Below are 15,239 nucleotides of genomic sequence, written 5' to 3'. Positions count from 1 at the left end.
GGAGGATCCCGCTTGACCACCCGCCGCAGCCTGTTCGCCGCGCTTGCGGCCGTCACCGCCACCGCGGCCGGCGTCGCAACCGCCACGCCCGCCGCCGCGCAGGGCATCACCTTGCAGATCGGGCCGCCACCACCCCCGGCCTATGCCCGCCGCCCGCCGCCGCCGCGCCGCGGCCGCGTCTGGGTCGACAGCCACTACCGCTGGAACGGCAACCGCTACACCTGGCAGGAAGGCCATTGGCAGCGCGAGCGCCGCGGCCGCTCATACGCCCAGCCGCGCTGGGACCAGGATGGCGACCGCTGGCGCTACAGCCCGGGCCGCTGGAACTGATGCCGGCGCGGCGGCGCGGGTGACACGCCGCGCCGCGGGCGCTACAGGGCGCGCCAAGCCCCTCCAGCCCGGAGCCACCATGCGCTTTGCCGTCGATCGCCTCGACCACCTGGTCGTCACCTGCCGGGACGTCACCATCTCGGCGTCCTGGTACCAGCGGGTGCTGGGCATGGAGGTCGAGGAATTCGGCCCGCACAACCGCACCACGCTGAAATTCGGCGGGCAGAAGATGAACCTGCGCCCGGTCGAGGCCACGCAGCAGGAATGGTGGACCGGCGCCGGCGGCGGCATCCCTGGCACCGCCGACCTGTGCTTCATCGTCACCGTCGATGCCGAGCAGATCGCGGCGCATCTGCATCGCTGCGGCGTGGCCATCGCACAGGGCCCGGTCGCCAAGGACGGCGCGCTCGGCCCCATCACCTCGGTCTATTGTCGCGACCCCGATGGCAACCTGATCGAGATCGCCACCTACGGCGAGGCGCCCTGACGCCCCATATCCGCGTCATGACCGCCACGCGCACGGAAACCGACAGCCTCGGCACCATCGCCATCCCGGCGGATCGCCACTGGGGCCCGCAGACCGAGCGTGCCCGCGCGCTGTTTGCCATCGGCGATACGCCGCTCGACCGCGGCGTGATCCACGCGACCGGGCTGCAGAAATGGGCCGCGGCCGAGGCCAACCGGCGGCTTGGCGAGCTGCCCGACAGCATCGCCCGCCCCATCATGGCGGCCGCCGAGGAGGTGGCCGGCGGCCTGCGCGACGCAGATTTTCCGCTGCCGGTCTGGCAGACCGGGTCCGGCACCCAGACCAACATGAACGCGAACGAGGTGATCGCGAACCTCGCGAATGGCGCGCTCGGCCAGCCGCTCGGATCGCGCAGCCCCGTTCACCCGAACGACCACGTCAACCGCGGCCAGTCATCGAACGACAGCTTCCCGACGGTGATGCATATCGCCGCCATCGCGGCGCTGCGCGCGCGGCTGCTGCCGGGCCTGGCCGGCCTGCACGCCGCGCTGATGGCGAAGGCGGCGGCCTATGCCGACATCGTCAAGCTTGGCCGCACGCACCTGATGGACGCCGTGCCGGTCACGCTGGGTGGCGAATTCGCCACCTGGGCGCGCCAGGTGCAGAACGGCATCGCCCGCGTGGCGGATGCCATCCCGCGCCTGCTGCTGCTGCCCCAGGGCGGCACCGCGGCCGGCACCGGGCTCAACCGCCATCCCGATTTCGACGATGTGTTCTGTGCCGTGCTCGCCGCGCGCACCGGCGAGGCCTATGCGCCGAACCCCGACAAGTCCGAGGGCATGGCCGCGCACGACGCCTTCGTGGAACTGCATGGCGCGTTGAACACCCTGGCTGTCTCGCTCAGCAAGATCGCGAACGACATCCGCCTGCTCGGCTCCGGCCCGCGCGGCGGCTTCGGCGAACTGGTCATCCCCGCCGACGGCCTGTCCTCCAGCATCATGCCCGGCAAGACCAATCCGACGCAGTCCGAGGCCCTGACCATGGTCTGCGCCCGCGTCATGGGCAACCAGACCACGGTGACTTTCGCCGGCGCGCAGGGTCACCTGGAGCTCAATGTCTTCAAGCCCGTGATCATCCAGGCGGTGCTCGAGAGCACGAACCTGCTCGGCGACGCCGCGCGGTCCTTCGCCACCCACATGGTCGCGAAGCTGGAGCCCAACCTGGCGCGGATCGCCGACCAGGTGGCGAAATCGCTGATGCTGGTCACCGCGCTCAACCCGCGCATCGGCTACGACAAGGCCGTGCAGATCGCCAAGCTGGCGCTGGCGGAGGACCTCACGCTGCGCGACGCCGCCGCGCGGCTCGGCCATGTGGCACCCGAGGATTTCGACCGCTGGGTCCGCCCCGCCGACATGCTGCGCCCGGACGGCACCATGGACAGCGGCGGGTGAAGCCGCACTTGGCCAAGCGGTCCTTCAGCCTGGCCGGACATCGTACATCGGTCGCGCTGGAACCGGCCTTCTGGGCGGTGCTCGACCACGAAGCCGCGCAGCGTGGCATCAGCCTTGCGGCGCTGGTGGCGGAACTGGATGCCGCACGCCCGCCGGAGGCGCCGCTGGCGAGCACGTTGCGTGTGTTCGCGCTGCAGGCCCGACGGCCGGGCTGACCCGATCAGGCGTCGCCCGCCGGGTCCCGCGGGCACGCCTCCAGCCCATCCTTCCCCGGCGCAGCTTCACCGGGCTCGACACGGGCGGTCGCCCGGGTTGCGCAAGACGCATCCGCTCGCCTTGGCACGGTTGCGTACCCTTGCCTTCACGAGGATCGTCACACGACCAGCCCCGCCCATCGGACCGGTATCCGCCCTACCGCTCCGCCCGCCAGCGCGACCAGGCCGCGATCTCGGGCTGCCGCCGCGGAGTCTGCGCCGGCCCGGTCACCCGCAGCGCGATCGGCGGCGCGTCCGCCGGGCCCGGCTGCACCAGGAACCGCAGGTCGATCCCGCCACGCGCCACATCGATGCCGCCTTCGACCGACCCGGTCGCGCCACCCTCCGCCACGATCCGCACGCCATCCAGCGTGACCACGCCGCCGGCCGCGCGCCAGCCGCCCTCCAGCCGGTCGAGCGCGGTGGCGCCGCCGGCCAGCGCCTCGCGCACCCCGGCCTCGGCACCGGCGAAATCCTCGTTCGCGGCCGCACCGGCCGCGCTGCCCAGCGCCACACCCGACAGCACGCCATTCGCCACCGCGACGCGTCCTTCGCCCGAGAGCGTCGCCAGAAGCGCGGCCGGCGCGTGGCCGCTGGCGGAAAACCGGCCCTGCGCCTCGATCTGGCCCGAGGCGATGTCGAATGGCGTGCCGAAAAGCGGCCCGGTCAGGGTCGCGCCGGCCAGCCCCAGCGCCCCCGAGACCACCGGTGGCTGCGCGGTGGACTCCAGCGCGAGCCGCCCATCGAGCACCCCGCCGCCGATCGCCGCGCGCAGGTCCTCGAGCGCCAGGCGCCCCTCCGCCAACAACAGCCGGGCGCTGGCCTCGCGCAGCGGCGGCAGCGCCGGCAGCAGCAGCTCGCTCGCCTCCAGCGCCAGCTCGGCGTCGACAACCATGAGCGCGCCGAGGTCGATCGGGTCGGTGGCGCGCAGCGCGACACCCGGCAGCGGCAGGCGTTCCGCGGCAAGCCGCCCGGTCAGGCGGGGCCGCGCGCCCTCCAGCGCCAGCGCCAAAGGCCCGCGCAGGCGCAACCCGCCGGCCACCAGGTCGAGGCTCTCCGCGGCGATCCCGGCCGCATTGCCGGACAGCGTGGTGATCAGCGCGAAGGACCCTTCGCCGAGCCAGGTCGGCGGGTCGCGCGCACCCAACAGCATCAGCAGCCGCGGCGCGCCGGGATGGCGCAGCGTGAGCGTGCCGCCAGCCCGCGCCTGGCCGAGGTTGAGGGTGGCCTGGCCCTCGGCGCGCAATTCGCCGAGCTCGCCTTCGATCGCCAGCGCCAGCGCCTCGCCTGGCCCGCCGCCATTCACCCGCAGGTGCAGCGCCTGGCCGGCCAGCGCCGGCGGCAGGGCCAGGCGCGGTGCCAGCAGCTCGGCAAGGCCGGTCGCGGATGCCGCCGCGACTTCCAGCCCCAGCTCCGCGAAGCGCGGTGTCGCGCCGAGCATCAGGCTGCCGGCCAGCGTCACATCGGCGGCGCCGATGCGGGCCGACAGCCGCCGCACCCCGATCCGCCCGCCCTCCATCACGGCATCGAGCGCGCCGCGTTCGGCCGCGATGCCGCGCCAGGCCAGCGTATCCGCGGCGATCCGCAGGTTGGCGTCGAAGCCGGGCGGCGTGCGCAGCGCCTCCGCCCATCCGCCGGCGGGCGGCAGCAGCCGATCGAGATCCAGCCGGTCGAAGGTGAGGCCGAGTCCGAGCGCCGGGCGCGCGCCGAACCGCAGCACGCCGGCGCCGCTGACGCGTGATCGGTCGATCGTGGCGGCAAGTTCCGGCACGCCGACCTGCGTGCCGTCCAGCTCGATCCGCGCATGGCCCTCAAAGGCGCGCAGCGCCGCGGGATCGAAGCGATCGACCGGCAGGCCGAAGGCGCCCGCGGTGGCGCGCAGGCTGGGGCCCGAGAAGCGCAGGCCGAGTTCCAGCCGCTGGCCATGGGTGGCGCCCGCGCCCTCGACCTGCGCATCGCCCGGCAGCAGAACGGCAAGGTCGGTCAGCGTGAGCCGGTCGGCTTCGCGGAAGATGCCGCCGCGCAACCGCCGCAGCGTCTGCCCGGCGTAGGACGCCGCCTCGGCCGCGATATCGAGGCCGACGGGCAGTGGCGGCGCCGCGGCACCGCGCAACGCCGCGACCCAGGCATCGAGGTCCAGCCGCGCCAGCGCCAGCGCGATGTCGATGCGCGGCGCCGGGGCGAAGCGGAAGGTCGCCGCCGCGCGCCCGGTCACGCCGCCGAGGTCGAGCGCCAAATCATCCGCGGCCGCGAGTTCGCCCGTCACCACCAGCCGCCCCGTCGCGCGAAACGGACCGGGGGCGGAGGCGAACAGCGCCGCGAGGTCCGGCCCCGCGGCCTCGACACGCCCCTCGAAGCCGCCTTCGGCCACCACGATCCCGCGGGCATTGGCGCCGGCGCCCTGGAGCGAGAGCCCGACATCAAGCGTCGCCGCGCCATCGAAGCCGGGCCGGCCCAACACCGCCTCGAAGCGCACCGGCGCGCCCTGCCAGGTGAAGCTGCCCTCGGTGCGCACGGCGTCGAGCGGCCCGGGCGCCGCCAGGCGTGCCGCGACGCCTTCCAGCACGGCGCCGCCGATGGCGACGCGGCTTTCCTCGATGCGGGCGTCGAAATCGACCAGCCAGGGCGGCGGGCGCAGCGCGCCGATGCTGGGTGGCGGCCAGGGCAGGCGGATATCGGCGCCGACCAGCACCAGGTCGCGGGGTTCCAGCCGCCCCAGCAGCAGCGGAAGCAGCCCCAGCCGGAGGCGCAGCGCCCGCGCCGAGACCCCGATCGCGTCGGCCTCCGGGTCGTCGATGCGGATGGCCGCGGCCTCGACCATCGGCTGCGGCAGCAGGGTCAGGCGCACCGTGCCGTTCAGCGTGACCGGCCGGCCCAGCCGCGCGGTGGCGATGGCGGCGACGCGCTCGCGCTGCGCCTCGCCATCCAGGAAACGTGGGCCGAACCACGCGGTCGCCAGCAGCGCCAGCGGCAGCAAGGCCAGCGCGAGGGCGGTGCGGCGCGTCACGCCGTGGGCGTGCCCCAGCCGCCGCCGCCGGGCGTCTCCAGCCCGAAGACGTCGCCGGGCGCGAGGGCGGCGCGGTCGCTGCCGCGCAGCACCTGCACGCTGCCATCGGCGCGTTCCACCCATTGCCGGCCGGCCGCGCCATCGGCGCCGCCCTGCAAGCCATGCGGGGCGACGGTGCGGCGGGAAGCGACGATCACCGCCTCCATCGGCCGCAGGAAGCGCAGGCGCCGGCGCGAACCATCCCCGCCGCGCCACTGCCCGGCACCGCCGGAGCCGTGGCGGATGGCGAATTCCTCGAGCCGCACGGGGTAGCGCAGTTCCAGGATCTCGGGGTCGGTCATGCGCGTGTTGGTCATGTGGGTCTGCACCGGGCCCCAGCCGTCGAAGCCGGGGCCGGCGCCGACGCCGCCGCAGACGGTCTCGTAGTATTGGTAGGTGGCGTCGCCGAACAGCACGTTGTTCATCGTCGCCTGGGCCGAGGCGCAGGCGCCCAGCGCCGCCAGCACGGCGTTGCAGGTCATCTGGCTGACTTCCGTATTGCCCGCCACCACCGCAGCGCCAGGGCGCGGCGACAGGAAGGTGCCGTCGGGGATGATGATCTCCAGCGGCTTCAGGCAACCGTCGTTCAGCGGGATGTCCTCGCCCACCAGGCAGCGGAAGCAATACAGCACCACGGCGCGGCAGACGGCGGAGGGTGCGTTGAAATTGTCGGGCCGCTGCGCCCCGGTGCCGGTGAAGTCGATCACGGCGCGGCGGTTGGCGCGGTCCACGCGGATGGCGACCTTCAGCGGCGCGCCGTCGTCGATGGAAGTGGCGAATGCGCCGTCGGGCAGGCGTGCCAGGACGCGGCGGACGCTTTCCTCGGCATTGTCCATGACGTGCTTCATGTAGGCGCGCACGGTGGGCAGGCCGAATTCCGCGACGGCGCGCTGCAATTCCTGCACGGCCTTCTCGTTCGAGGCCACCTGCGCCTTGATGTCGGCCACGTTCACGTCGGGGCTGCGGGCGGGGTAGGTCGCACCGGCCAGCAGGGCGCGGAACTCGGCCTCGCGGAAGCAGCCGCCATCGACCAGCAGGAAGTCGTCGATGACGACGCCTTCCTCCTCCAGCGTCTTGGATCCGGGTGGCGTCGAACCGGGCGTCAGGCCGCCGATATCGGCGTGGTGGCCGCGCGATCCGGCGAAGAACAGGATCTCGCGCCCGGCATCGTCGAAGACCGGCGTGATGACCGTGACATCGGGCAGATGCGTGCCGCCATTGGACGGATTGTTCAGCGCCACCACGTCGCCCGGCTTGAGCGTCGTGCCGCGGGAGCGGATGACGGTGCGCACGCTCTCGCCCATGGCACCCAGGTGCACCGGCACATGCGGCGCATTCGCCACCAGCGCGCCGGTGGCATCGAAGATGGCGCAGGAGAAGTCCAGCCGTTCCTTGATGTTCACGCTCAGCGACGTGTTCTGCAGCACCGCGCCGGCCTGCTCGGCCACGTTCATGAACAGGTTGTTGAACAGCTCCAGCATGACCGGGTCGGGCCGGTCGGAGGTCGCGGCCAGGGCCGCCGCGCGCGGTTGGGTCCGCCGCAGCACCAGGTGGTCCAGCGCGGTGATCTCCGCCGTCCAACCGGGTTCGATCACCGTGGTGGCGATGGCTTCGCGGATCAGCGCCGGGCCGGCGATCAGGTCGCCAGGGAGCAAATCGTCGCGATCGAACAGCGGGGCGGCATGGGCGGCGCCCTCGCTCCACATCTCGACGGTGTCGATCGGGGCGGGATGACCGTCGCCGCGGTCGGGCAGCGCCGGTTCGGCGACCCGCTCGCCGGGCATCGTCACCTCGGCGATGCAGGCTTCCACCACCACCTGGCGCTCGGGTGTGGCGAAGCCGAAGCGGCGGCGATGCGCTTCGGTGAAGGTCTCCAGCACCCTGGCGTGGTCGGCGAAGGGCACGGGCAGGAAGGCATCCGTGCCGGCGTAGCGCAAGTGCAGGCGGCGGGCGACGACGAGGCGCGCGGGGTCGGCGCCCTGCCGGGCCAGCTCCGCGCGACCCTGTTCGGCCAGCGCATCGAGCCGCGCGGCAAGGCCATCCATCGCATCGAGGGAGAGCGGCGCCTCCACCGCGCCCTCGCGGATCGCCGCCTGGTCCGCCAGGCCCATGCCATAGGCCGAGAGCACGCCGGCGAAGGGGTGGATGAACACCGTCTCCATGCCCAGCGCATCGGCCACCAGGCAGGCATGCTGCCCGCCCGCGCCGCCGAAGCATTGCAGGGCGAAGCGCGTGGCATCGTGGCCCTTCTGGATGGAGACCTGCTTGATGGCGTTCGCCATGTTGGCGACGGCGATGCGCAGGAATCCCTCGGCCACGTCACGCGGGTCGCGCGACGTGCCGGTGGCGGCGGAGATCTCGGCAGCGAGCGTGGTGAACTTCTCCCGCACAATGGCCGCATCCAGCACCTGGTCGCCACCGCGGCCGAAGATCGCCGGGAAATGCCGCGGCTGGATCTTGCCGACCATGACATTGGCGTCGGTCACGGCCAGCGGCCCGCCGCGGCGGTAGCAGGCCGGCCCCGGCACCGCGCCGGCGGAATCCGGCCCGACGCGCATCCGCGCGCCGTCGAAATGCAGGATCGACCCGCCGCCGGCCGCCACCGTGTTGATCGCCATCATCGGCGCGCGCATCCGCACGCCCGCCACCTCGGTCTCGAAGGCGCGTTCGAATTCGCCGGCATAGAGCGCGACATCCGTGGAGGTGCCGCCCATGTCGAAGCCGATGATGCGATCGAAGCCGCCCATCGCCGCGGTGCGCGCCGCGCCGACGATGCCGCCGGCGGGGCCGGACAGGATGGCATCCTTGCCCTGGAAGCGGCCGGCCTCGGTCAGCCCGCCATTGGACTGCATGAAATACAGCCGCACGCCGGGCAGTTCCGACGCCACCTGGTCGACATAGCGCCGCAGCACGGGGGACAGGTAGGCATCGACCACCGTGGTATCGCCGCGCGGGACGATGCGCGGCAGCGGGCTGGCCTGGTGGCTCAGCGAGACCTGGGGAAAGCCTTCCTCGCGCGCGATCTCGCCCAGGCGCAGCTCGTGGGCGGGATGCGCCCAGGCATGCATCAGCACGATGGCCACGGCGCGGATGCCATCGGCGAAGCCGGCCTTCAGCGCGGCGCGGGCGGCGGCCTCGTCGAGCGGTTCGATCTGCGCGCCGTCCACCGCGACGCGGCCGCCGATCTCGGCGACCCGTTCATGCAGCAATTCGGGCAGGCGGACATCGAGGTCGAACAGCCGCGGGCGCGCCTGGTTGCCGATCCGCAGCATGTCGGCGAAGCCGCGATTGACCAGCAGCAGGACGCGTTCGCCCTTGCGCTCCAGCAGCGCATTGGTGGCGACGGTGGTGCCCATCTTCACCGCCTCGATCACGCCGGCGGGCACCGGGGCGCCGGGCGCAATGCCCAGGGTTTCGCGGATGCCTGCCACCGCGGCGTCGCGGTAGCGTTCCGGGTTCTCGGACAGCAGCTTGCGGGTGGACAGCCGGCCCTCGGGGTCGCGCGCGACGATGTCGGTGAAGGTGCCGCCGCGATCGATCCAGAACTGCCAGCCGGCCATGCGCGCACCCCATTGCCCCGGCCACGCACACCCGCGCCGGCCGTGCTCCGCAATAAGTCCCTGCCCCAGCCGGGGCAAGGCGCGCCTGACGCGCGCGCCGTACCGTGCTAGCAGGGGCGGGACATGAGCTTCTGGGGCAAGATCCTGGGCAGCATGGCGGGCTTCGCCATGGGTGGCCCCTTCGGCGCCATGGTGGGCGCGGCGGTCGGCCATGCCGCCGACCAGACCGGCATGCCGGGTTCGGGGCGCATCCCGCCGCATGCCGCCGACATGGTCCATATGCTGGGCGGCAAGGAGAACCTGTTCTCCTTCACCATCGTCGTGCTGTCGGCCAAGCTTGCGAAGGTCGATGGGCCGGTGAAGCGGGCCGAGATCGAGGCCTTCCGCACAATGTTCCGCGTGCCGGAGGAATCGCTGCGCGATGTCGGCCGGCTGTTCGACCAGGCACGCGAATCGGCCGAGGGGTGGGAGCCCTTCGCCGAGAAGCTCGGCGCCGCCTTCGCCGACAACAAGGCGATGCTCGAGGACGTGCTGGCTGCGCTGGTGCGGATTGCCCGCGCCGACGGGCCGGTCACGAAATACGAAGGCGACATGCTGCGCGGCATCCATGCGCGCTTCGGCCTGGATGCGGGCGCCTGGCAGCGCGCCAAGGGCGGGACGCCGCGCGGGATCAGCGCGCAGCAGATGGAGGACCCCTACCCGGTGCTGGGCCTGACGCGAGAGGCCAGCGACGAGCAGGTGCGCGCGGCGTGGAAGCAGTTGATGCGGGAGAACCACCCGGACAGCCTGGCCTCGCGCGGGGTGCCGGAGGAGTTCGTCAAGCGCGCGACCGGCAAGGTGGCCGAGATCAACGCCGCCTGGGACCGGATCAAGCGGGAGCGGGGCCTCTGACGCCGGCGGTGATCGAGGCGCCCAGCCCCAACCAGGACGACCGCCCGGACGGGGTGCCGATCGACATGCTGGTGCTGCACTACACCGGCATGCGAAGCGGCGCCGAGGCCATTGCCCGCCTGCGCGACCCGGCCGCCAAGGTGTCGTCGCATTATGTGGTCGAGGAGGACGGCGCGATCTTCCGCCTGGTGCCGGACCATCGCCGTGCCGCCCATGCCGGTGTCTCCCATTGGCGCGGCCACACGGCGCTGAACGGGCGGTCCATCGGCATCGAGATCGTCAATCCCGGCCATGACTGGGGCTATCGTGCCTTTCCCGCCTTGCAGATGGCGGCGGTGTGCGACCTGTGCCTGGACATCCTGGCGCGCCATCCCATCCCGGCGCGCAACGTGGTGGCGCACAGCGACATCGCCCCCGACCGCAAGCAGGACCCCGGCGAGTTGTTCGACTGGGAGGGCCTGGCGCGCAACGGTGTGGGCCTGTGGCCGGATGCCGACCCCGCGCCACCGCCCGAGGATGCGGTGCCGGCGCTGCTGGCGGCCATCGGCTACCGCACCGACCTGCCCTTGCCCGTGCTGGTTGCGGCCTTCCAGCGCCACTGGGTTCCCGGCCGAGCCGATGGCATTGCCGATGCGCCGACGCGCGCGCGCCTGGCCGCCGTCGAGGGTCTGCTGCGGTAACGGGATCCAAGGGCCTTTCGGCCCTTGGCGGGGAGAGTTCGAGAGGGGCGGCGCTCCTCTCGTGCTACCTGTCCCACCACGGCATCACGCGCCGCTGATCCTCCCGCCCTTCGCGGATCGCCTGCATCGCGTTGCCGCGATGGATGCCGATGTCGCGCAGCATGCGGTCGTCCATCTCGCCGACCAGTTTCGCCGCGCGGCGGCGTTCCACCGCCTCCACCGCAGCCACCCACAGGCGCATCAGCGGGCCGGGCGCGTCGGTGGCGACGCGCAGGGCCGGGCGCGCTGCGGTCCGGAGGGGGTTGGCGGTGGGTTCGACGGACATGGTCGGCTCCTGGCGGTGCGGGGTTGCATGATGCACCGTGCCGGGCAGCGTGCGCCGCATGGCTGGGGTCGCGGAAGCGCCTCGCGCTCACGGCGGGTGTGAGGAATACTCACGTCCATGCGCCCGACCCGCCTGCCCAGCATGGAACAGCTCCGCGCGCTGGATGCCGCCTTGCGCGCCGGCAGCTTTGGCCAGGCGGGCGCGGCGCTGGGCCTGACGCATGGCGCGATCAGCCGCCATGTCGCCGCGCTGGAGGCGATGCTGGGCGCGCCCCTGTTTCGGCGTGGGCCAAAGGGTGCGGAGCCGACCGCTTTGGCACGCCGCTACCATGGCGAGGTCGCGCCGCTGCTGGCCGGCATCGAGGACGCCACGCGCCGCGCCGCCACCCGCCGCCGCCGCGCCCAGGATGCCGGTGGCGAGGTGCGCATCGGCGTGGTGCCGACCTTCGCCGCGCGCTGGCTGCTGCCGCGCCTGCCGGAGTTCAACGCCGCGCATCCGGCGATCCGCGTCGATGTGGTGGCGACGACCGAACTGCAGGACCCGCGACGCCACGGACTGGATTTCCTGGTGCGGCACGGCCTGCCGCCCTGGCCGGGGCTGGAGGCCGAGTTGCTGCTGCCCGAGACGCTGCGCCCGGTCCGATCACCCGACTTCAAGCTGCGCGGCACGCCGTCGATCAAGGCCATCGCGCAGCGCATCCCGCTGATCTTCGACGTCAACCGCGACCATTGGGCGGCGTGGCTGGCGGCGGCTGGCTGGCGCGGCGCGCCGCCCGACAACGGGCCGGTGTTCAGCGATTTCGGCCTGACGCTGGAGGCCGCGGCGGCCGGGCTGGGGCTGGCGCTGGCGCGCGGGGACCTGGCGGACCGTGAAATCGCCTCGGGGCGGCTGGTCTATGCGCATCCCTTCGCCGCACCCGGTCCGCGCGCGCATCACCTGGCGCGTCCCGCCGGCCCGCTGCGCCGCCCGGCGCAAGTGCTGTGGGACTGGATGCGGGCGCGCGCGGCAGGGTAACGCCGTTCAGCGCAGCAGCGGCGCGTAGCGGTCCCGATACGCGAAGACCAGCATCGCCGTCAGCACCGCCAGCACGCCCGCGATCGGCAGCCCGCCCGGGTTCAGCACCAGGTGGAACAGGATGATCACGGTGATGATCGGCAGCAGCATCAGCAGTGCGAGCGCCGGCGCGCGGTTGAACAGCAGCATCAGCCCGGCCACCAGGTCGATCGTCTTCATCAGCGGCCAGAGGAAGCCGCTGTCGCGCAGCGCGGCTTCGAAGCGCAACCCGGCATCGGAGGTCGGCGGATGGATCAGGTCGTGGCCGGTGATCATCCAGGCGAAGCCATTGGCGGCGCCGACCAGGAACAGCAGCGCGAGCAGCACGCGCGGGACATCGGTGGTGAGAACGCGGATCATGGTGCTTCCCCAGGGAACGAACGGCACGCGGTGAAGCACGAAGCGCGCGCCGCCGCGAGGCCCCGGCGCGGCGCGCCGTGAAGCGCTTCGCGGCTTGACGCGCGCCGCCGCGCCGCGCACAGGACGCGCGGCGTCAGACGGCCGGACGGCCGCTGGTCCGCGAGCGATCGCGGGCTGGAGGAAAGTCCGGGCTCCACGGGACTACGGTGCCGGCTAATGGCCGGCGGGGGCGACCCCAGGGAAAGTGCCACAGAGAACAGACCGCCCGCACGTTTTGTCCCCCGGGGCAAGGCCTGCGGGCAAGGGTGAAACGGTGGGGCAAGAGCCCACCGCGCTTCCGGCAACGGCGGCGGCACGGCAAACCCCACCGGGAGCAAGGCCGAATAGGGGCGGACGGCGAGGCGCGGCAACGCGTTGACGCAGGGGCGGTCCCGCCCTTCCGCCCGGGTTGGCCGCGCGAAGCCCGCAGCGATGCGGGTTCCAGAGGAATGGCCGTCCGTGCCCGGCAACGGGTGCGACAGAACCCGGCTTACAGGCCGTCTGGCGCCACTTTCGCGACGCCGTCGCGAAAAACCCTTCGTGTTTCCTCAACAAATCGGGCAGCCTCGGCGCGCAAGCGGCGGGAAACATAGTGTTTTTCGTGCAACAGCACGCACTCGCAAGATTCTTTCTCCCTTGCTGTCCCAAGTTTTCCCGTGTTATCCCATGTCATCCCATGAGGGTCCTAGCGAGCTCGGGGGGGCGAGCGGGATCCGGAGCGGGATGGTCGGGCGAGCCGGCGGGGTCGGGGGGCCTCGCCGGCCGCTGACCCGGGCCGGAACAGCAATCTTTGAGCGGCCCCGACGGGCCGCACGCGGGGGGCGATGACCCGGTTCCTGGGCACGCACAAGGGGAAGTTGGACAAGAAGGGGCGCATCTCCGTGCCCGCCGACTTCCGCGGCGCGCTCGCGCGGACCGGTGACCAGGACCTCGTCTTCTTTCCTTCCTACAAGCTGCCCTGCATCGAATGCTGGCCGGCCAGCGAGTTCGACGCCGCGGCCGACGGGCATGACGGGCTCGCGCTGTTCTCCCCGGATTCCGACGATCTCGGCGGTGCCATCTTCGCCCATGCCGCGGAGCTCCGCCCGGATGCCGAGGGCCGCGTCTCGCTGCCCGAACGCCACATCGCCATGGCCGGCCTGACCGATGCGCTGCTGTTCGTCGGCCAGCGCCGCCGCTTCCAGATCTGGGACGCCGAGCGCGGCGAAGCCTATCTCAGCGGCTCCGTCGTCAGCGCCCGCGACAAGGGCCTGACGCTGGCCCCCGTGGCGCGCCGGGACCCGCGGCCATGACCGGCCACCTGCCCGTCATGCTGGCCGAGGTGCTGGCCAGCTTCGCCCCGCGCGACGATGCCGCCTACCTGGATTGCACCTTCGGCGGTGGCGGCTATGCGGCGGCTATCCTCGACTCCGCGCCGCGCTGCACGCTGTTCGCGATGGACCGCGACCCCGACGCGATCGCCCGCGGCGCCGGCTTGGTCGCGCGCTTCGCCCCCCGGCTGCAGCTGATCGAAGGCCGCTTCGGCGACATGCTGGACCTCCTCGCCGAGCGCGGCGTGAGCGCGCTGGACGGCGTGGTGATGGACCTCGGCGTGTCGTCCTTCCAGCTCGACCAGGCGGAGCGCGGCTTCTCCTTCCGCGCCGACGGGCCGCTCGACATGCGGATGGAGAAGGCCGGGCCCTCGGCCGCCGACCTGGTGAACACGCTGCCCGAGGAAGACCTCGCGAACATCCTGTATCGCCTCGGCGAGGAGCGTTTCTCGCGGCGGATCGCCAAGGCCATCGTGGCGCGGCGCGCGGAGCAGCCCTTCGCGACCACCGGCGACCTCGCCGCGCTGGTGCGATCGAAGGTGCCGCGTGACCCTTCGGGCATCGATGGCGCGACGCGGTCCTTCCAGGCGCTGCGCCTGGCGGTGAACGACGAGCTGGGCGAGGTCGAGCGCGGACTCGCCGCCGCCGCATCGCTGCTGGCACCGGGCGGGCGGCTGGTGGTGGTGGCCTTCCATTCGCTGGAAGACCGCATCGCCAAACGCTTCATGGCCGAGGCCGCGGGCCGCGGCACCGGTGCTTCCCGCCACGATCCGGGCGCGCTCGCCGCGCGCACCGCGCCCCGCTTCCGCCTGCTGACACCCCGCGCGCTGCGGCCTTCCGAGGCCGAGACGCGCGACAATCCCCGTGCCCGATCCGCCCGCCTGCGCGCGCTGGAACGGCTGGAGGAGGCCGCATGATCCGCCCCCTGACGCTGCTCAGCATGGTCACCGCCGCCGGGGCGGGGCTGTACCTGTACCAGGTGAAGCATTCGGTCGCGCAGCTCGACCGCGAGCTGCGCGGGATCAACCGCCAGACCGAGCAGGCACGCGAACGCACCCAGGTGCTGCGCGCCGAATGGGCCCTGCTGAACGAACCGGACCGGTTGCGCCAGGTGGCGCAGCGGCACCTGCCTCTGGAAGCCATGACCCCCGCGCAATTCGTGCGCCCGGCCGAGATGGAACGCCGCCTGCCCCCGCCGCGGCAATTCGCCGGCACGCCGTCCCTGTTCGCGCCGGTGGAACCTGCCGGCGATGGCAGCGCCACGGCCATCGCGCTGGCCGCCGCAGCGCCGCGCACACCGGTCGCGGCCCCGACGGCATCGCCCAGCCCGGTCGCCGTAGCGGCCGCGACGCCACAACCAGCGCCAGCGCCCGCGGCGCCGGTGGCCGCGGCACCTGTTGCTGCGGCACCGGTTGCCGCGCCGGCCGCGCCGGTCGTCACCGCGGCCGCCGAGGCGCCCCGGCCGGTGCAGCCG

At 73.0% G+C, this 15,239-nt stretch carries 14 protein-coding genes and 1 other RNA gene; 11 read left to right on the top strand and 4 right to left on the bottom strand.

From position 1 onward, the window contains the following. Window positions 1-12: 12 nt before the first annotated feature. The 4 genes from LQ222_RS12910 to LQ222_RS12895 all read left to right on the top strand — a co-directional run bounded on the left by LQ222_RS12910 (window position 13) and on the right by LQ222_RS12895 (window position 2,462). Window positions 13-330 carry a hypothetical protein gene (locus LQ222_RS12910; protein WP_230166890.1) on the top strand — a complete coding sequence of 106 codons (318 nt, stop codon included), beginning with the start codon at window positions 13-15 and terminating at the stop codon, window positions 328-330. A 79-nt stretch (window positions 331-409) separates the two neighbouring features. Continuing rightward, window positions 410-817, top strand: coding sequence for a VOC family protein (locus LQ222_RS12905; protein WP_230166888.1), 408 nt, complete (start codon window positions 410-412; stop codon window positions 815-817). A 17-nt stretch (window positions 818-834) separates the two neighbouring features. Beyond that, on the top strand, window positions 835-2,247 hold the full coding sequence (locus tag LQ222_RS12900) for a lyase family protein (RefSeq protein ID WP_230166887.1): 1,413 nt from the start codon (window positions 835-837) through the stop codon (window positions 2,245-2,247). Continuing rightward, entirely contained in the window at window positions 2,244-2,462 is a 219-nt protein-coding gene (locus LQ222_RS12895) for a ribbon-helix-helix domain-containing protein (RefSeq protein ID WP_230166885.1), read from the top strand. Before LQ222_RS12900 ends, LQ222_RS12895 begins: the two co-directional genes overlap by 4 nt. Before the next feature lie 196 nt (window positions 2,463-2,658). Here the strand turns inward: LQ222_RS12895 and LQ222_RS12890 are convergent, their stop codons facing one another. Both LQ222_RS12890 and LQ222_RS12885 read right to left on the bottom strand, forming a co-directional pair. Further along, window positions 2,659-5,508, bottom strand: a complete 2,850-nt coding sequence (locus LQ222_RS12890; RefSeq protein WP_230166882.1) for an AsmA-like C-terminal region-containing protein — start codon at window positions 5,506-5,508, stop codon at window positions 2,659-2,661. Beyond that, a complete protein-coding gene (locus LQ222_RS12885) occupies window positions 5,505-9,107 on the bottom strand; it encodes a hydantoinase B/oxoprolinase family protein (RefSeq protein WP_230166880.1) in 3,603 nt (1,200 codons plus the stop codon). Before LQ222_RS12885 ends, LQ222_RS12890 begins: the two co-directional genes overlap by 4 nt. 123 nt (window positions 9,108-9,230) lie before the next feature. Between LQ222_RS12885 and LQ222_RS12880 the strand changes: the two genes are divergently transcribed. Both LQ222_RS12880 and LQ222_RS12875 read left to right on the top strand, forming a co-directional pair. After that, window positions 9,231-9,998, top strand: coding sequence for a TerB family tellurite resistance protein (locus tag LQ222_RS12880; RefSeq protein WP_230166878.1), 768 nt, complete (start codon window positions 9,231-9,233; stop codon window positions 9,996-9,998). A 65-nt stretch (window positions 9,999-10,063) separates the two neighbouring features. Next, entirely contained in the window at window positions 10,064-10,678 is a 615-nt protein-coding gene (locus tag LQ222_RS12875) for an N-acetylmuramoyl-L-alanine amidase (RefSeq protein ID WP_230167018.1), read from the top strand. A 64-nt stretch (window positions 10,679-10,742) separates the two neighbouring features. On the opposite strand, the gene LQ222_RS12870 is transcribed toward LQ222_RS12875, so the two are convergent. Next, window positions 10,743-11,003, bottom strand: a complete 261-nt coding sequence (locus tag LQ222_RS12870; RefSeq protein ID WP_230166877.1) for a DUF1127 domain-containing protein — start codon at window positions 11,001-11,003, stop codon at window positions 10,743-10,745. Between the two features lie 117 nt (window positions 11,004-11,120). On the opposite strand from LQ222_RS12870, the gene LQ222_RS12865 reads away from it, so the two are divergent. Next, the gene (locus tag LQ222_RS12865; RefSeq protein ID WP_230166875.1) at window positions 11,121-12,017 is read left to right on the top strand and encodes a LysR substrate-binding domain-containing protein; all 897 of its coding nucleotides are present in this window, start codon (window positions 11,121-11,123) and stop codon (window positions 12,015-12,017) included. Window positions 12,018-12,023: 6 nt separating this feature from the next. On the opposite strand, the gene LQ222_RS12860 is transcribed toward LQ222_RS12865, so the two are convergent. Further along, the gene (locus tag LQ222_RS12860) at window positions 12,024-12,416 is read right to left on the bottom strand and encodes a hypothetical protein (protein WP_230166873.1); all 393 of its coding nucleotides are present in this window, start codon (window positions 12,414-12,416) and stop codon (window positions 12,024-12,026) included. Between the two features lie 133 nt (window positions 12,417-12,549). Between LQ222_RS12860 and rnpB the strand changes: the two genes are divergently transcribed. From rnpB to LQ222_RS12840, 4 genes are all read left to right on the top strand, one after another. Beyond that, window positions 12,550-12,964: RNase P RNA component class A (gene rnpB, locus LQ222_RS12855), an RNA gene on the top strand. A 315-nt stretch (window positions 12,965-13,279) separates the two neighbouring features. Further along, window positions 13,280-13,747, top strand: a complete 468-nt coding sequence (locus LQ222_RS12850) for a division/cell wall cluster transcriptional repressor MraZ (RefSeq protein ID WP_230166871.1) — start codon at window positions 13,280-13,282, stop codon at window positions 13,745-13,747. Next, window positions 13,744-14,682, top strand: coding sequence for a 16S rRNA (cytosine(1402)-N(4))-methyltransferase RsmH (gene rsmH / locus LQ222_RS12845; protein WP_230166870.1), 939 nt, complete (start codon window positions 13,744-13,746; stop codon window positions 14,680-14,682). The genes LQ222_RS12850 and rsmH overlap by 4 nt, the downstream gene beginning before the upstream one ends. Beyond that, window positions 14,679-15,239 (top strand): hypothetical protein (locus tag LQ222_RS12840; protein ID WP_230166868.1); only part of this gene is annotated, 561 nt, incomplete at its 3' end. The genes rsmH and LQ222_RS12840, both read left to right, overlap by 4 nt.

Origin of the sequence: Roseomonas sp. CECT 9278, from assembly GCF_918698155.1 — a bacterium.
GTDB lineage: Bacteria > Pseudomonadota > Alphaproteobacteria > Acetobacterales > Acetobacteraceae > Neoroseomonas.
The sequence above is the reverse complement of the archived record's forward strand: the minus strand, read 5'-3'. Positions and strand labels throughout refer to the sequence as shown.

What these genes read in the sequence shown, in the direction of transcription:
- LQ222_RS12905 (WP_230166888.1), top strand. Translation starts at nt 410, where the DNA reads ATGCGCTTTGCCGTCGATCGCCTCGACCACCTGGTCGTCACCTGCCGG.
- LQ222_RS12900 (WP_230166887.1), top strand. Translation starts at nt 835, where the DNA reads ATGACCGCCACGCGCACGGAAACCGACAGCCTCGGCACCATCGCCATC.
- LQ222_RS12885 (WP_230166880.1), bottom strand. Translation starts at nt 9,107, where the DNA reads ATGGCCGGCTGGCAGTTCTGGATCGATCGCGGCGGCACCTTCACCGAC.
- LQ222_RS12880 (WP_230166878.1), top strand. Translation starts at nt 9,231, where the DNA reads ATGAGCTTCTGGGGCAAGATCCTGGGCAGCATGGCGGGCTTCGCCATG.
- LQ222_RS12875 (WP_230167018.1), top strand. Translation starts at nt 10,064, where the DNA reads ATGCTGGTGCTGCACTACACCGGCATGCGAAGCGGCGCCGAGGCCATT.
- LQ222_RS12870 (WP_230166877.1), bottom strand. Translation starts at nt 11,003, where the DNA reads ATGTCCGTCGAACCCACCGCCAACCCCCTCCGGACCGCAGCGCGCCCG.
- LQ222_RS12865 (WP_230166875.1), top strand. Translation starts at nt 11,121, where the DNA reads ATGCGCCCGACCCGCCTGCCCAGCATGGAACAGCTCCGCGCGCTGGAT.
- LQ222_RS12860 (WP_230166873.1), bottom strand. Translation starts at nt 12,416, where the DNA reads ATGATCCGCGTTCTCACCACCGATGTCCCGCGCGTGCTGCTCGCGCTG.
- LQ222_RS12850 (WP_230166871.1), top strand. Translation starts at nt 13,280, where the DNA reads ATGACCCGGTTCCTGGGCACGCACAAGGGGAAGTTGGACAAGAAGGGG.
- rsmH (WP_230166870.1), top strand. Translation starts at nt 13,744, where the DNA reads ATGACCGGCCACCTGCCCGTCATGCTGGCCGAGGTGCTGGCCAGCTTC.